Here is a 14,799-nt window from a genome sequence, read left to right as displayed (position 1 = left end):
TTACGATAGCGCTGAAAAACTTTCAGGGTGGAGCCGAAAATGACTGAAAAATCCGCAGTGAGCCGCAGTACCTTTGACCAGGTGATCCTGCCTGTTTATGCGCCTGCCCAGTTTGTGCCGGTGCGCGGCCAAGGCAGCCGGGTCTGGGATCAGCAGGGAAAAGAGTACATCGATTTTTCCGGCGGCATCGCGGTGACGGCGCTGGGGCACTGCCATCCGGCGCTGGTCGAGGCGCTTAAACGCCAGGGCGAAACCCTGTGGCATACCAGCAACGTCTTCACCAATGAGCCCGCGCTGCGCCTGGCAAGCAAACTGATCGACGCCACCTTCGCCGATCGGGTGTTCTTCGCCAACTCCGGCGCTGAGGCCAACGAGGCGGCGTTCAAACTGGCGCGCCATTACGCCATTACCCGTAACAGCCCGTACAAAACCAAAATCATCGCTTTCTATAACGCGTTTCACGGCCGCACGCTGTTCACCGTGTCGGTGGGCGGGCAGGCCAAATACTCCGACGGGTTCGGGCCGAAGCCGGCCGACATCGTGCACGTGCCGTTCAACGATCTGGCGGCGGTGAAAGCGGTGATGGACGACCACACCTGCGCGGTGGTGATGGAGCCGATTCAGGGCGAGGGCGGTATTACGCCGGTCGACGCCGGCTTCCTCAAAGGCGTGCGCGAGCTGTGCGACCAACATCAGGCGCTGCTGGTGTTCGACGAAGTGCAAAGCGGAATGGGGCGCAGCGGCAAACTGTTCGCCTATATGCATTATGGCGTGACGCCGGACATTCTCACCACCGCCAAGGCGCTGGGCGGCGGTTTCCCGGTCAGCGCCATGCTGACCACCGAAGACATTGCGTCGGTGATGCAGGTGGGCACCCACGGCACCACTTACGGCGGCAACCCGCTGGCCTGCGCGGTGGCGGAGGCGGCGCTGGACGTGATCAATACGCCGGAGGTGCTGAGCGGCATTGAGCAGCGTCATGCGCTGTATGTGCAGGCTTTGCAGCATATCGGCGATAAATACGGTATTTTCACCGCGATTCGCGGCATGGGGCTGCTGATTGGCGCCGAGCTGACTCCGCATTATCACGGCAGGGCGCGCGACTTCCTCACCGCCGCCGCCGCGCGTGGGTTGATGATCCTCAATGCCGGGCCGAACGTGATCCGCTTCGCGCCGTCGCTGGTGGTGGAGCTGCAGGATATCGAGGCCGGCATGGCGCTGTTCGAGCTGGCGGTGCAGGATGTGATCAACGCCTGAAGCCCGCGCGGCATATAACGGGGCGCGGCATGCCGCGCCCTTATTGATCGCGCAGTTTGCGCTTGAGCCAGATGCCGTGGTGCGGGCGCTGGCGCCAGGCCAGCGACGAAATGGTGTGCATCACGCTCAGGTGCGACAAAATGCGCCGCAGATGGCGCTCCATCTCGGTAACGGGCATGTCCGGATGCAGATCCGGCGGCTGCATGATGCCGCTGTTGCCGCTGCTCGGGCCGTCGTATTCCAACCGCTGCTGGCAGCTTTGCAGCGCGATTTCACAGGTCTGCAGATACTCTTCCGCCAGTTTCGGCGTCAGCATGTAGTGCTCGCGTGCCAGAATGGTCATGGCGTTCAGGTGTTCGACGATGAACTGGCTGTGAGTGACCCACAGCCGCATGTCCGCCAGATAGTTTGACGCGAACCCCGGCTCTTGCATCGCCTGATTGAGCGAGGTGAACAGCGCGTTGTGTGCCTGGTTGACCTGCATGCGGGTATAGGCCAACGCGGTGGCGTCCGGTTCCGGTTGCTTCAGCATCAGCCGCAGCGCGGCTTGATCGTTCTCCAGCGCCTGATGGGCATTCTTGCGCAGCAGCCCGCTTTGCCACTGCGGCCACAGCCAAATGGTGCCGCCGAACGCCAGCACGCAGCCGATCAGCGTATCGATCAGGCGCGGTACCAGAAAATGCGAGCCGTTCAGCGCCAGCAGCTGCAGGGTGTAAACCGCCGTGACCGTAAAGCCAATCACCGACAGCCCGTAGTTCTTGCGCGAAACCAGGTAGGCCAGCAGCGTGATCACCAGCATGATGCTCAGCGTTTCTCCCTCCGGCAGCTGCAGCTGCAGCAGCCCGGCTGCCAGCAATAGCCCGGCAATCGTGCCCAGCGCACGGTGCTGAATACGCACCCGGGTGGCGTTATACCCGTTTTGGCTCACCAGCATGATGGTGAGCAGGATCCAGTAAGGCTTCGGCAGGTTGAATACCGCACCCAGGCTGCTGCCGACCGCCAGCGTTACGCCCAGCCGCGCGGCGTTGCGCAGGGCGGTGGATTTGAACGACAGATAGCTGACCAGCGCCGGCCAAAACGGCAGGCGGTGCTGGCCGGGCATCAGGTCGCGGCGGTACAGCGGATGCTGGGTGCGCAGCAGGCGGGCGATGCGGCTGAAGTGGTAATAACAAAACTGGCCGACCGGATTATCGGGATGCTGCGCCGCCATTTTTTCCAGCGCCGCCAGCTCGTGGGTCATGGAGAAGCGCTTCGAATGTTGATGATAGAGAATATCGTGCGCCACCACGCGCAGCCGGCCGGCGATCACCTGAGCATTGCGGCGAATGATCGCTTCGGCCTGGCTCTGCTCCACCAGTTTTTGCACCTCTTCCGGCAGATGCAGGCTGACGGTGATGTGCTCCTGCAGGTCCATCGCCACCTGAAAGGCGCGCTGCAGGCGCTTTTGCTCGAGATTGTTGGCGTGCGGCAGGAAATTAAGCTGTTGGTACAACAGGCTGATCAGGTCCATCACCTTTTGCTGGCGCACCAGCAGCGGCGGCAGCGCGGTCTGCGGATCGGTGTGCTGGGTCAGCAGCGAGTATTTGGCTTCGAAATAGTCCGCCAGTTCCAGGTAGAGCTGGCTCAGCGTCTCGCGCATCGGCTGCTCTTTCCACAGCTTGAACCAGAACCAGGTGAATAAGCCATACCAGGCGGTGCCGATCGCGTACAGCAGCGGTGCCTGCCAGATAGGCACCGTGCCGGCCGTGCTGAGGGCGAAGATGGCGGCCACCAGCGCCGCCGGCAACAGCCGGGCGTGCAGCGGGCTGATTTCGCCGGTGACGCCGAGCAGCAGCGCCAGGCCCAGCATCAGCGCCGGCAGCGGCACGTGCCACAGCAGGGCCTGTTGCAGCAGCACGCTGCTGAAGGCGAACAGCGAACCGCCGACGATCAGTCGTTTAAAGAAGCGCTTATGCGGCGTATCCAGCCCGGCGATATTGCAGCAGGCGGGCACGAGGGAGAACATCAGGCCGAGCTGCAGCTGGCCTATCAGCAGGCCGAACAGCACCGGCAGGCACAACACCAGCGTTTGTCGCAGTGCGTAGTTGATTTCCGGGTGGTAGATCAGGCGGCGCCACATGGCAGAGAGCAGACAAAAAAACGGCGCAGACTGCGCCGTTTTTTCAGGGATTAACGGGTGCCGTAGACGACAATGGTTTTGCCGTGGGCGGAAATCAGGTTTTGATCTTCCAGCATTTTCAGAATACGGCCAACGGTTTCACGCGAGCAGCCGACGATCTGGCCGATCTCCTGACGGGTGATCTTGATCTGCATGCCGTCCGGGTGAGTCATGGCGTCGGGTTGCTTCGCCAGATTCAGCAGGGTTTGCGCGATGCGGCCGGTAACGTCCAGGAAGGCGAGGTTGCCCACTTTTTCGGAGGTGACCTGCAGGCGGCTCGCCATTTGGGCGGACAGACGCATCAGGATGTCCGGGTTCACCTGGATCAGCTGGCGGAATTTCTTGTAGGAAATTTCGGCCACTTCACAGGCGGTTTTCGCGCGAACCCAGGCGCTGCGCTCCTGGCCTTCTTCGAACAATCCGAGCTCGCCGATGAAATCCCCCTGGTTGAGGTAGGACAGGATCATCTCTTTACCTTCTTCATCCTTGATCAGCACCGCGACGGAGCCTTTCACGATGTAGTAAAGCGTTTCGGCCTTTTCACCTTGGTGAATCAGCGTACTCTTCGATGGATATTTGTGGATATGGCAATGAGACAGGAACCATTCGAGAGTAGGGTCTGTTTGCGGTTTGCCGAGAACCATTCGCTGTTATCCTCTGTTGTTATCGCTGCCTTGTGTCACAGGGGTCAGAGTTCCCTGTAAAACCCGCCTGTAGCCGCAGTCATGAGCGAGGGCTACCGGCAAGTTTTGAGGCGTGTCATAAAAATACGCTGTCGCTCTAGCATATTAACTTGCCGTAAGCGCTGCAAGCTACATTCTGTTAACATACCGGTAAAGGAGCCTTTCTCTGGGCGTTTCCCTGAAATTCAGTGTCCCGGAAAGATTTATTGCGGCTCTGTTTGTAGCACAGAGTAAGGCGGGTGTCTCGTGTTGTCTCGCTTCAGCATGATTAGCATCAGGTTACGTTGCCTGTTTCTATGCGAAAGCGTACTCTGATTTTAAGAAATCAACCGGAGTGACCAGAATGCAGGCAAGAGTTAAATGGGTGGAAGGGTTAACGTTTTTGGGGGAATCGGCCTCCGGCCACCAGGTGCTGATGGACGGCAACGCCGGTGATAAAGCGCCCAGCCCGATGGAGATGGTGCTGATGTCGGTGGGCGGCTGCAGCGCGATCGACGTGGTGTCCATCCTGCAAAAAGGGCGCAACGACGTGCGCGACTGCGAGGTGAAGCTGACCTCCGAGCGCCGCGAAGAAGCCCCGCGGTTGTTCACCCATATCAACCTGCACTTCATCGTTACCGGCCAGGACCTGACCGACAAGATCGTCGAGCGTGCGGTGAACCTGTCGGCGGAGAAGTACTGCTCGGTGGCGCTGATGCTCAACAAGGCTGCCACGGTGACCCACAGCTTCGAGATCCGCCAACCGGCGTAATCGAAACGGAGCGCGGCCCGGCGCCGCGCTCAACGCATTTATTCGATCTTCTTGCCTTCCAGCAACCGCTGCACCAGCGGCGCCATGATCAGCTCCATCGCCAGCCCCATCTTGCCGCCCGGCACCACTAACGTATTGATGTGTGAGATAAACGAGCCCTGCAGCATCGCCAGCAAATAGGGGAAATCTATCTGATCCAGCCCGCGGAAGTGGATCACCACGAAGCTTTCGTCCAGTGAGGGAATCGCCTTGGCGGCGAACGGGTTGGAGGTGTCCACCGTCGGCACGCGCTGGAAGTTGATGTGGGTGCGCGAGAACTGCGGCGTGATGTAGTTGATGTAATCTTCCATCGAACGCACCACCGAATCCATCACCGCTTCGCGAGAGTGGCCACGCTCGCCGGTATCGCGGATCAGTTTCTGAATCCACTCCAGGTTGACGATCGGCACCACGCCGACCAGCAGATCGACGTGGTTGGCCACGTCATGGTGCTCGGTGACCACGCCGCCGTGCAGCCCCTCGTAGAACAGCACGTCAGTCGGCGCCGGCAGCGGTTCCCACGGGGTGAAGGTACCCGGCACCTGATTGTAGGGCACCGCTTCGTCGTAGGTGTGCAGATACTTGCGCGAGCGCCCGGTGCCGTTCTTGCCGTAGTCGATAAAGCTCTGCTGCAGCAGGCCGAAGTCGTTGGCCTCGGGGCCGAAATAGCTGATGTGTCTGCCCAGATCGCGCGCCTTGCGGATCGCCGCGTCCATTTCCGGCCGGGTGTAGCGATGGAAGCTGTCGCCCTCCAGCTCGGCGGCGCGGATGTTGAGCTGTTGGAAGATCTTACGGAACGCCACGCTGGTGGTGGTGGTGCCGGCGCCGCTGGAACCGGTCACCGCGATAACGGGATGTTTGGCAGACATGATGGTTGTCACTCCGTGTTGAATGCGCCGGCGTCAGGGGATTATTGTGGCTCTTGTTGACGCTCTCTATCTCAGGAAAAAATGGCGCGCGCTGGTTTGCAATGCCCCATTGTTACCTGATTTTTTCCGTCAGTCATAGAACCGAGCGCCACTAAATTTCTTCCTGCCCGGCGCGGAACTGGCCGCGCGGCATGATGTTGACGCTCTCGTGCAGTTCCGACCACACCAGCACCACTTCGCCGTTTTTCAGCTGGCGACGCACGTCCTCCACCTTCTGTTCCAGCGAGCGTTCGTGTTCGCCGTAATCGGTGCCTTCGCGCAGTACAAAGGATTCGATCAGGCTGTTCAGGGTGTCGGTTGCCAGTTCTTGCCAGGGAATGATCACGTCGGGATGTCCAGATAAGGGGAAAGCCAGGCCGGAATGCGATGTTCCAGCCACATGTGCGGTTTTTTCAGCGTGCCGCCGACGAAGCCGACGTGGCCGCCGTACTCGGTCAGTTGATATTCGATATTGCGCGGCAGGCCGGCGACGTCGGGGATCACCTCATGGGTCATGAAGGGATCGTCCTTCGCATGGATGATCAGCAGCGGCGTCTGAATAGCCGGCAACAGCGGCAGGGCGCTGCAGCGGCGATAGTAGTCGATAGCGTCGCTAAAGCCGTGAATGCGCGAGGTAATGGCGTCGTCGAATTCGCGGATGCGCCGCAACCCGTTCAGCTGTGACAGCTTGAGCGGCAGAGTGTCCGGGTAGTGCAACAGCTTGCGGGTGGCGTTTTGTTTCAGCTGCCCCAGCAGGTAGCGCTGATAAACGCGGGAGAAGCCTTGCTCCATGCGGTAGGCACAGGGCTCCAGCATCAGCGGCGCCGAGACCACCACCGCCGCCTGCAGCAGGCTGTCGGCGCCTTGCTGCGCCAGATAGCAGGCCAGCATGTTGCCGCCGAGCGAAACGCCTACCGCCGCGGTTGGCACCTCGCCGTAGCGGTCGCGCAGCCAGCGCAGGAAGAAGCGTGCATCTTCGGTTTCACCGGAGTGGTAGATGCGCTGCTTGCGGTTGGGCACGCCGCTGCAGCCGCGAAAGTGCATCACCACGCCGAGCCAGCCACGCTCACGCCAGGCGTTGAGCAGGCCATGTGCGTAGGGGCTGTAGAAGCTGCCTTCCAGGCCGTGGAACAGCACCGCGCGTGGTTTGTCGCGCGCCTGCGCCGGATCTTCGCTCCAGGCGAGATCGACGAAATCGCCGTCGGGCAATTCCAGCCGTTGCCAATGCGGTTTCAATAACACGCGGCGGCGCACCAACCGCGGCAACAGCGTTTGCAGGTGCGGGTTACTGGCCCCGGTCAGAGGGCGAAAGGTGTTAGGCATAGGCTGAGTAAAAATGTTGTGGGCGGCTATTGTGAGATCCCTAGCGCACTGTTAGCTTCAATACCAAGAACTAACAATGATACTGCAAAAAAGCGCCTTGGGTGAGGAGCACCCGTGCCATGGAACCGAGTTTATTCCTTTCGATGCTGGGCTTCCTGTGGGTCGCCGCCATCACGCCTGGCCCCAATAACCTGCTGTTGACCACCTCTGGCGCTAACTTCGGCTTTATGCGATCGCTGTGGCTGATGGTCGGTATCATGCTCGGCATGCAAAGCATTTTGCTGCTGGTGGCCTTCGGCGTCGGCAGCCTGATCCTGGTCTACCCGTCGCTGCACCTGATCCTGAAAATCCTCGGCAGTTTGTACCTGCTGTGGCTGGCGTGGAAAGTCGCCACCGCCGCCTATGAAAAGCTGGAAACCGACGTGGCGCCGCCGCAGCCGGTGCGGCTGTATCAGGGCTGGCTGCTGCAGTTCCTCAACCCGAAAGCCTGGCTGATGGCGCTGGGGGCGGTGGCCAGCTTCAGCCTGGCGGGCGATAAGTACAACGGATCCATTGCGGCGATCGCGCTGGGCATTTTGGTGGTCAACATTGTCGCCGGCATTATCTGGCTGGCGTTCGGCACCGTGATCGGCCGCCTGCTGCGCAGCAAAAAGGCCTGGGTTATCTTCAACGGTTCCATGGGGTTGTTGACCGCAGCCTGTGTGTTACTGATCTGGCATTAAGGAGCGAACGATGGCGGAAAATTATTATCACGTGGTTGCCTTTACCGGCAAAGGGCTGCGCGGCAACCCGGCCGGGGTTTGCCTGCTGACGCAGCCGCTGCCGGCGGAGCGGCTGCAGGCGATCGCCAACGAGATCGGCCTGCCGGAAACCAGCTTTGTCTGGGATGACGGCGACATGACCGCTATCCGCTGGTTTACCCCGGAACGCGAGGTCGACCTTTGCGGCCACGGCACCCTGGCGGCGGCGCATGTGATGTTCAGCGCGATCAATCCGGCGCTGCAGGATATCCGCTTCCGTTCGGCCGGCGGCGAGCTGTTCGTCAAGCGCGATGCGCAGGACGGGGAACGGCTGGTGCTCGACTTCCCCGCACGGCCGCCGCAGAAGGTGGCTGAACCGGCGGGCCTCGCGGCGCTGCTGGGCGTGCAGCCGCTGGAGGTGTGGCAGGCGAAAGCGCTGATGGTGGTGCTGGAAAATGAGGCGCAGGTACGCGCGCTGCGGCCGGACATCCCGGCGCTGATCGCGCTGGCCGGGCGTGCGGTAATCGTTACCGCGCCGGGTGACACCGTGGACTTCGTGTCGCGCTATTTCACGCTCGACGGCGGTGAAGATCCGGTTACCGGCTCCGCGCACTGCACGCTGATGCCTTACTGGACGGCGCGTCTCGGCCGCCATCGGCTGCATGCGCAGCAGATCTCGGCACGCGGCGGCGAACTGTTCTGCGAACTGCACGGGGATCGCACGCTGCTCGGCGGCTATGCTCATGTGTTCCTGCGCGGAAGTATCGCGCTGTAACCCGCGTTTATATTACTCACGGTAATAAAGAAGACTTTTTTATTCTTTTATAGCCCGTCATCGCTCAGATAAAACTGTCAGCAACTGAACAGATTTTTATCAACGGAGCGGAACATGGCGGGCAAACTCTTTTCCTTACGCAACGCGGCGCTGTTGGCGCTGTCGCTCAGCGCAACCAGCGCCTACGCGGTGGATGTGACCGTGGCGTACCAGACGTCGGCGGAACCGGCCAAGGTGGCGCAGGCGGAAAACAGCTTCGCCAAACGGTCCGGCGCGACCGTCGACTGGCGTAAGTTCGACAGCGGCTCCAGCGTGCTGCGTGCGTTGGCCTCCGGCGACGTGCAGATCGGCAATATCGGCTCCAGCCCGCTGGCGGTGGCCGCCAGCCAGAAACTCCCCATCGAAGTGTTCCTCATCGCCTCGCAGCTCGGCAGTTCCGAAGCGCTGGTGGTGAAAAATGACATCAAAAGCCCGCAGGATCTGATCGGCAAGCGCATTGCGGTGCCGTTTATCTCCACCACCCATTACAGCCTGCTGGCCTCGCTCAAGCATTGGGGCATCAAGCCTGAGCAGGTGAAGATCCTCAATCTGCAGCCGCCGGCCATCGCCGCCGCCTGGCAGCGCGGCGATATCGACGGCGCCTACGTCTGGGCGCCGGTGGTCAACGAACTGGCCAAACAGGGCAAGGTGTTGACCGACTCCGCGCAGGTGGGCGAATGGGGCTCGCCGACGCTGGACGTGTGGGTGGTGCGCAAAGATTTTGCCGAGAAACATCCCGACGTGGTGACCGCCTTTGCCGCCAGCGCCCTGCAGGCGCAAAAAGCCTACCTGGCGGCGCCGGAACAGTGGCTGAAAGATCCGAACCACCTCAGCACGCTGGCGCGCCTGAGCGGCGTGCCGGAAGCGCAGGTGCCGGAGCTGGTGAAGGGAAACCGTTATCTGCCGGTGGCGGATCAGGTTGCCCAGCTCGGCCAGCCGGTGGACAAGGCGATCCGCGATACCGCCGAATTCCTCAAGCAGCAGGGCAAGATCCCGCAGGTCGACAGCGACTACAGCGCTTACGTGACCGACCGCTTTGTGAAACAGGTGCAGGCTGCGCCGCAGTCGTAAGGAAGCAGGATGCTAAACGTCAATCATCTTTCAGCAGAGTATCAGGGGCGGCCCGCGCTGCGTGACGTGTCGTTCCAGATCGCCGCCGGGCAACTGGTGGTGGTGCTCGGCCCGTCGGGCTGCGGCAAGACCACGCTGCTGAATTTGATCGCCGGGTTTATCGAGCCTTCAACTGGCAGCATCACGCTGGATGGAACGCCCGTTCACGGCCCGGGCGCCGAACGGGGCGTGGTGTTCCAGCATGAGGGCTTACTGCCGTGGCGCAATGTGGTGGACAACGTCGAGTTCGGCCTGCAACTGGCCGGCGTCGGCAAGGCGCAGCGCCGCCAGGTGGCGGAGCAGATGCTGCAGCGCGTGGGGCTGGCGGGCTATGAACAGCACTTTATCTGGCAGCTTTCCGGCGGCATGCGCCAACGCGTCGGCATCGCCCGCGCTCTGGCCGCCGATCCGCGGCTGTTGTTGTTGGACGAGCCGTTCGGCGCCCTGGACGCGTTTACCCGCGAGCAGATGCAGGAGCTGTTGCTGACCATTTGGCGTGATACCGGCAAGCAGGTGCTGCTGATCACCCACGATATCGAAGAGGCGGTGTTCCTCGCCAGCGAACTGCTGCTGCTGTCGCCGGGGCCAGGGCAAGTGGTGGAGCGGCTGTCGCTGAACTTCGGCCAACGCTATGCCGACGGCGAAGCCTGCCGCGCCATCAAGTCAGATCCTGAATTTATCGCGCAGCGCGAATACGTGCTGGGCAAAGTTTTCCAACAGCGCGAGGCCTTGCTATGAGCCTGCATTCCACTCTGAAGGCCGCGGCGCAGCCGCAGGGCAAAGCGACGCGCCGTTTCAGCGTGCCGCGCAACGTTTGGCTGAGCGGCGCCACGCTGTTGACGGTGTTGATCGTCTGGTGGGGCGTGACGGCGCTGCAGCTGATCAGCCCGCTGTTTTTGCCGGCGCCGCAGCAGGTGCTGCACCAGTTGATCACCATCGCCAGCCCGCAAGGCTTTATGGACGCCACGCTGTGGCAACATCTGGCGGCCAGCCTGGGGCGCATTCTGGTAGCGCTGTTGGCGGCGGTGATCGTCGGCATTCCGGTGGGCATTGCCATGGGGCTGAACGACACGGTACGCGGCATCCTCGATCCGCTGATTGAAATCTATCGCCCGGTGCCGCCGCTGGCCTATCTGCCGCTGATGGTGATTTGGTTCGGCATCGGCGAAACCTCAAAGATCTTACTGATTTATCTGGCGATCTTCGCGCCGGTGACGCTGTCTGCCGTGGCCGGCGTGCGCAGCGTGGCGCAGGTGAGGGTGCGTGCCGCCCGCGCGTTGGGCGCCACGCGTTGGCAGGTGCTGCGTTTCGTGGTGCTGCCGAGTGCGCTGCCGGAGATCCTGACCGGCATTCGCATCGGGCTGGGCGTCGGCTGGTCGACGCTGGTGGCCGCCGAACTGATCGCCGCCACGCGCGGCCTGGGATTTATGGTGCAATCCGCCGGTGAGTTTCTGGCGACCGACGTGGTGTTGGCCGGCATCGGCGTGATTGCGGTGATTGCATTTGGGCTGGAGCTGGGGCTGCGTGCCCTGCAGCGCCGATTGACCCCGTGGCATGGAGTACAGCAATGAACGAACGTCTGAATATCACCCCGCTGGGGCCTTACATCGGGGCGCTGGTGGAAAACGTCGAATTGGCCCGGCCGCTGGGCGACGGCCAGTTTGAACAGCTTTATCATGCCTTGCTGAAGCATCAGGTGCTGTTCTTCCGCAATCAGCCGATCACGCCGCTGCAGCAGCGCGATCTGGCCGGCCGCTTCGGCGATCTGCATATCCATCCGGTCTATCCGCACGCCACCGACGTGGAAGAGATCATCGTGCTCGATACCCACGACGACAACCCGCCGGACAACGATAACTGGCACACCGACGTGACCTTTATCGAGAACCCGCCGCTGGGGGCGATCTTGGCGGCCAAGACCTTGCCTTCCACCGGCGGCGATACGCTGTGGGCCAGCGGCATCGCGGCCTACGAGGCGCTGTCGGCGCCGTTCAGAACGCTGCTCGCAGGGCTGCGTGCGGAGCATGACTTCACCAAGTCGTTCCCGGAACACAAACATCGCGGCAGTGAAGAGGAGCATCAGCGCTGGCAGCTGGCGGTGCAGAAAAACCCGCCGCTGCTGCATCCGGTGGTACGCACCCACCCGGTCAGTGGCCGGCAGGCGCTGTTCGTCAATGAAGGGTTTACCACGCGGATCGTCGATCTGGCGCCGAAAGAGAGCGACGCTTTGCTGAACTTCCTGTTTGCTCACATCACCAAACCGGAGTTTCAGGTGCGTTGGCGCTGGCAGGAAAATGACGTGGCGATCTGGGATAACCGCGTGACGCAGCACTACGCCAACGCGGATTATCTGCCGCAGCGGCGCATTATGCACCGCGCGACCATTCTGGGGGATAGGCCTTTTTACAAGGCCTGAGGCTTAGGCTTCGAACGCCTGCGTTAACTGTTCCAGCTGTTCCTGTGCATCCAGCCAGGTCATTTCCGTCTCTTCCAGCGCGGATTTGGCCTGGCTTTGCTTTTGCAGGCAGTCGGTCAACTCGGCCTTGCGGCTGATGTCGTACAGTGCGGAATCCGCCAGCTGTTCCTCAACCGCCGCCAGTTCGGCGCCCAGTTTTTCCATCTGCTGTTCCAGCTTGGCGATCTGCTTGCGCAGCGGCTGGGTCTGCGTACGGAACTCCGCCTCGCGGCGTTTTTGATCCTTGCGCGCCTGCGCGCTGTTGCCGCCGCTCTCTTTTTCCGGTGCGTCCTGCTGGCTTTCCTGGCGCTGCAGGTCGACAAGCCACTGCTGGTAGTCGTCGAGATCGCCCTCGAAAGGCTCGACCTGGCCGTCGTGCACCAGGTACAGATCGTCGGTGGTGGAACGCAGCAGGTGACGGTCGTGCGAGACCACCACCAACGCGCCTTCGAAATCGATCAGCGCTTCGGTCAGCGCCTGACGCATGTCGAGATCCAGGTGGTTGGTCGGTTCATCGAGCAGCAGCAGGTTAGGGCGCTGCCAGACGATCAGCGCCAGCACCAGCCGCGCCTTCTCGCCGCCGGAGAAACGTTCGGTCACTTCGCTGACCTTGTCGCCCTGGAAACCGAAACCGCCCAGATAGTCGCGCAGCTGCTGCTCCAGCACCCGTGGCGCGATGCGGCTCAGGTGCTGCAGCGGCGATTCGTCGGCGCGCAGGAATTCCAGCTGGTGCTGGGCGAAGTAACCCAGCTTGATGCCTTTCGCCAGGCCGATCTCGCCGCTCAGCGGTTCCAGAGTGCCGGCCAGCAGTTTGATCAGCGTCGATTTACCGGCGCCGTTGCGGCCGAGCAGGCCAATGCGCGAGCCGGGCACCAGGTTCAGCTTGATTGACTTCAGGATCACTTTGTCGCCATACCCGGCGCTGACTTTGTCCATGCGCAGCAGCGGATTTGGCAGGCTTTCCGGCGGACGGAAGCTGAAGGTGAACGGGTTGTCGACGTGCGCCGGGGCGATCAGCTCCATGCGCTCCAGCATCTTGATGCGGCTCTGCGCCTGCTTGGCCTTGGTGGCCTGCGCGCGGAAACGGTCGATGTAGCTTTGCAGGTGCGCCACTTTTTCTTGCTGGTGCTGATACAGCGACTGCTGCTGCGCCAGTTTGGTGGCGCGCTGGCGTTCGAACGACGAATAGTTGCCGGTGTATTCATTCATCGTCTGCTGTTCGATATGCAGGATCTTGTCGACGATCGGATCGAGGAAGTCGCGGTCGTGCGAGATCAGCACCAGCGTGCCGGGATAGCTTTTCAGCCAGCGCTCCAGCCAGATCACCGCGTCGAGATCCAGGTGGTTGGTCGGTTCGTCGAGCAGCAGCAGGTCGGAACGGCACACCAGCGCCTGCGCCAGGTTGAGGCGCATGCGCCAGCCGCCGGAGAAGTCGCGCACCGGGCTTTGCAGCTGTTCGTTGGAGAAGCCGAGGCCGTGCAGCAGGCTGGCGGCGCGGGAGCGGATGGTCCAGGCGTCGATGGCGTCCAGCTTGCCGTGCAGGGTGGCGATGGCGTGGCCGTCGTTGCGATCGTTGGCCGCCTGCAATTCGGCTTCGAGTTGGCGAAACTCGCGGTCGCCGTCGATAACATACTCGATTGCCGGCACGTCCAGCGCCGGCGTCTCCTGGTTGACCCAGGCCAGCGCCCAGTTGCCGGGGAAGGTGAAGCTGCCGCCGTCCGCCGCGATCTCGCCCTTCAGCAGCGACAGCAGCGTGGATTTGCCGCAGCCGTTTTTGCCCACCAGGCCGACCTTCTGACCTGGATTAACCGTCGCCGTGGCGTTGTCCAGCAGGACGCGGATGCCGCGTCGGATTTGTAGCGAGGAGAATACAATCATAAAGCGCCGTATGTTCAGAGTATGTTAAATTATCATTAAGGTAACAGAACGCGCACCGCGCGCTGTTTTTGTCTTTGCGATGCATGGTAACGGAAAACCGCTACCCTGACGACGCTTTGGAGGGGAATGATGTCGCAGCCGCCCAAGGTCTTGCTGCTGTATGCCCATCCGGAATCCCATGACTCGGTGGCGAACCGGGTTTTGCTTCGACCGGCGCAGCAGTTGGAACATGTCACCGTGCACGATCTCTACGCGCACTACCCTGATTTTTTTATCGATATCCATCACGAACAACAGCTGCTGCGTGAGCATCAGGTCATCGTGTTTCAGCACCCCCTGTATACCTACAGCTGCCCGGCGCTGCTGAAGGAGTGGCTGGATCGCGTGCTGTCGCGCGGCTTTGCCAGCGGCGTGGGCGGCAATGCGCTGGCGGGCAAATACTGGCGTTCGGTGATCACCACCGGCGAACCGGAAGGCGCCTACCGCACCGGCGGTTATAACCACTACCCGATGGAAGATATTCTGCGGCCGTTCGAGCTGACCGCCGGGATGTGCCATATGCATTGGCTGACGCCGTTCGTGGTGTATTGGGCGCGGCGGCAAAAGCCGGAGGTGCTGCGTAGCCATGCGGACGCCTACGGCGAGTGGCTGAGCCACCCGCTGCCGCGCGGAGGGCGGTGAGC

At 61.8% G+C, this 14,799-nt stretch carries 15 protein-coding genes; 9 read left to right on the top strand and 6 right to left on the bottom strand.

From position 1 onward, the window contains the following. Nucleotides 1-39: 39 nt before the first annotated feature. Nucleotides 40-1,257, top strand: a complete 1,218-nt coding sequence (gene argD / locus QOL81_RS22730) for a bifunctional acetylornithine/succinyldiaminopimelate transaminase (RefSeq protein ID WP_070914495.1) — start codon at nt 40-42, stop codon at nt 1,255-1,257. Nucleotides 1,258-1,297: 40 nt separating this feature from the next. On the opposite strand, the gene QOL81_RS22725 is transcribed toward argD, so the two are convergent. Then, on the bottom strand, nt 1,298-3,376 hold the full coding sequence (locus QOL81_RS22725; protein ID WP_060424556.1) for a YccS/YhfK family putative transporter: 2,079 nt from the start codon (nt 3,374-3,376) through the stop codon (nt 1,298-1,300). A 50-nt stretch (nt 3,377-3,426) separates the two neighbouring features. Next, entirely contained in the window at nt 3,427-4,059 is a 633-nt protein-coding gene (gene crp / locus QOL81_RS22720) for a cAMP-activated global transcriptional regulator CRP (protein ID WP_004090925.1), read from the bottom strand. 382 nt (nt 4,060-4,441) lie between these two features. On the opposite strand from crp, the gene QOL81_RS22715 reads away from it, so the two are divergent. Beyond that, a complete protein-coding gene (locus QOL81_RS22715) occupies nt 4,442-4,849 on the top strand; it encodes an OsmC family protein (RefSeq protein ID WP_004930372.1) in 408 nt (135 codons plus the stop codon). Between the two features lie 38 nt (nt 4,850-4,887). Here QOL81_RS22715 and QOL81_RS22710 read toward each other — a convergent pair whose 3' ends face one another. From QOL81_RS22710 to QOL81_RS22700, 3 genes are all read right to left on the bottom strand, one after another. Then, nucleotides 4,888-5,757, bottom strand: a complete 870-nt coding sequence (locus QOL81_RS22710) for a phosphoribulokinase (RefSeq protein WP_033636275.1) — start codon at nt 5,755-5,757, stop codon at nt 4,888-4,890. Nucleotides 5,758-5,908: 151 nt separating this feature from the next. After that, complete coding sequence (locus QOL81_RS22705; protein ID WP_004930376.1) at nt 5,909-6,142, bottom strand: YheU family protein; 234 nt, start codon at nt 6,140-6,142, stop codon at nt 5,909-5,911. Further along, the gene (locus QOL81_RS22700; RefSeq protein WP_047729705.1) at nt 6,139-7,119 is read right to left on the bottom strand and encodes a hydrolase; all 981 of its coding nucleotides are present in this window, start codon (nt 7,117-7,119) and stop codon (nt 6,139-6,141) included. The genes QOL81_RS22705 and QOL81_RS22700 overlap by 4 nt, the downstream gene beginning before the upstream one ends. 119 nt (nt 7,120-7,238) lie before the next feature. On the opposite strand from QOL81_RS22700, the gene QOL81_RS22695 reads away from it, so the two are divergent. The 6 genes from QOL81_RS22695 (at nt 7,239) to tauD (ending at nt 12,199) form a co-directional block, all read left to right on the top strand. Further along, on the top strand, nt 7,239-7,841 hold the full coding sequence (locus QOL81_RS22695; protein WP_060424559.1) for a LysE family translocator: 603 nt from the start codon (nt 7,239-7,241) through the stop codon (nt 7,839-7,841). Nucleotides 7,842-7,851: 10 nt separating this feature from the next. After that, nucleotides 7,852-8,634 carry a PhzF family phenazine biosynthesis protein gene (locus tag QOL81_RS22690; protein WP_070914496.1) on the top strand — a complete coding sequence of 261 codons (783 nt, stop codon included), beginning with the start codon at nt 7,852-7,854 and terminating at the stop codon, nt 8,632-8,634. A 114-nt stretch (nt 8,635-8,748) separates the two neighbouring features. Then, on the top strand, nt 8,749-9,744 hold the full coding sequence (gene tauA, locus QOL81_RS22685; protein WP_060424564.1) for a taurine ABC transporter substrate-binding protein: 996 nt from the start codon (nt 8,749-8,751) through the stop codon (nt 9,742-9,744). 9 nt (nt 9,745-9,753) lie between these two features. Continuing rightward, nucleotides 9,754-10,521 carry a taurine ABC transporter ATP-binding subunit gene (gene tauB / locus QOL81_RS22680; protein ID WP_283440036.1) on the top strand — a complete coding sequence of 256 codons (768 nt, stop codon included), beginning with the start codon at nt 9,754-9,756 and terminating at the stop codon, nt 10,519-10,521. Beyond that, on the top strand, nt 10,518-11,354 hold the full coding sequence (gene tauC, locus QOL81_RS22675; protein WP_033645254.1) for a taurine ABC transporter permease TauC: 837 nt from the start codon (nt 10,518-10,520) through the stop codon (nt 11,352-11,354). Before tauB ends, tauC begins: the two co-directional genes overlap by 4 nt. Further along, nucleotides 11,351-12,199 (top strand): taurine dioxygenase, encoded by an 849-nt coding sequence (tauD, locus tag QOL81_RS22670; RefSeq protein ID WP_033636267.1) that lies wholly within the window; start codon nt 11,351-11,353, stop codon nt 12,197-12,199. The genes tauC and tauD overlap by 4 nt, the downstream gene beginning before the upstream one ends. 3 nt (nt 12,200-12,202) lie before the next feature. On the opposite strand, the gene QOL81_RS22665 is transcribed toward tauD, so the two are convergent. Continuing rightward, on the bottom strand, nt 12,203-14,116 hold the full coding sequence (locus QOL81_RS22665; protein WP_060424569.1) for an ABC transporter ATP-binding protein: 1,914 nt from the start codon (nt 14,114-14,116) through the stop codon (nt 12,203-12,205). A gap of 129 nt (nt 14,117-14,245) precedes the next feature. On the opposite strand from QOL81_RS22665, the gene kefG reads away from it, so the two are divergent. Then, nucleotides 14,246-14,797, top strand: coding sequence for a glutathione-regulated potassium-efflux system ancillary protein KefG (gene kefG / locus QOL81_RS22660; protein ID WP_033645385.1), 552 nt, complete (start codon nt 14,246-14,248; stop codon nt 14,795-14,797). Nucleotides 14,798-14,799 lie beyond the last annotated feature (2 nt).

The sequence above is a fragment of the Serratia sp. CC22-02 genome, from assembly GCF_900182895.1.
Taxonomy (GTDB): Bacteria; Pseudomonadota; Gammaproteobacteria; order Enterobacterales; family Enterobacteriaceae; genus Serratia; species Serratia nevei.
This window is presented reverse-complemented; position numbering and strand designations above follow the sequence as displayed.

Bases quoted from the DNA above. Each gene is read 5' to 3' on its own strand.
- tauB (WP_283440036.1), top strand. From the start codon at position 9,754: ATGCTAAACGTCAATCATCTTTCAGCAGAGTATCAGGGGCGGCCCGCG.
- QOL81_RS22665 (WP_060424569.1), bottom strand. From the start codon at position 14,116: ATGATTGTATTCTCCTCGCTACAAATCCGACGCGGCATCCGCGTCCTG.
- QOL81_RS22710 (WP_033636275.1), bottom strand. From the start codon at position 5,757: ATGTCTGCCAAACATCCCGTTATCGCGGTGACCGGTTCCAGCGGCGCC.
- QOL81_RS22725 (WP_060424556.1), bottom strand. From the start codon at position 3,376: ATGTGGCGCCGCCTGATCTACCACCCGGAAATCAACTACGCACTGCGA.
- tauC (WP_033645254.1), top strand. From the start codon at position 10,518: ATGAGCCTGCATTCCACTCTGAAGGCCGCGGCGCAGCCGCAGGGCAAA.
- argD (WP_070914495.1), top strand. From the start codon at position 40: ATGACTGAAAAATCCGCAGTGAGCCGCAGTACCTTTGACCAGGTGATC.
- tauD (WP_033636267.1), top strand. From the start codon at position 11,351: ATGAACGAACGTCTGAATATCACCCCGCTGGGGCCTTACATCGGGGCG.
- QOL81_RS22690 (WP_070914496.1), top strand. From the start codon at position 7,852: ATGGCGGAAAATTATTATCACGTGGTTGCCTTTACCGGCAAAGGGCTG.
- QOL81_RS22715 (WP_004930372.1), top strand. From the start codon at position 4,442: ATGCAGGCAAGAGTTAAATGGGTGGAAGGGTTAACGTTTTTGGGGGAA.
- kefG (WP_033645385.1), top strand. From the start codon at position 14,246: ATGTCGCAGCCGCCCAAGGTCTTGCTGCTGTATGCCCATCCGGAATCC.
- QOL81_RS22695 (WP_060424559.1), top strand. From the start codon at position 7,239: ATGGAACCGAGTTTATTCCTTTCGATGCTGGGCTTCCTGTGGGTCGCC.
- crp (WP_004090925.1), bottom strand. From the start codon at position 4,059: ATGGTTCTCGGCAAACCGCAAACAGACCCTACTCTCGAATGGTTCCTG.
- QOL81_RS22700 (WP_047729705.1), bottom strand. From the start codon at position 7,119: ATGCCTAACACCTTTCGCCCTCTGACCGGGGCCAGTAACCCGCACCTG.
- tauA (WP_060424564.1), top strand. From the start codon at position 8,749: ATGGCGGGCAAACTCTTTTCCTTACGCAACGCGGCGCTGTTGGCGCTG.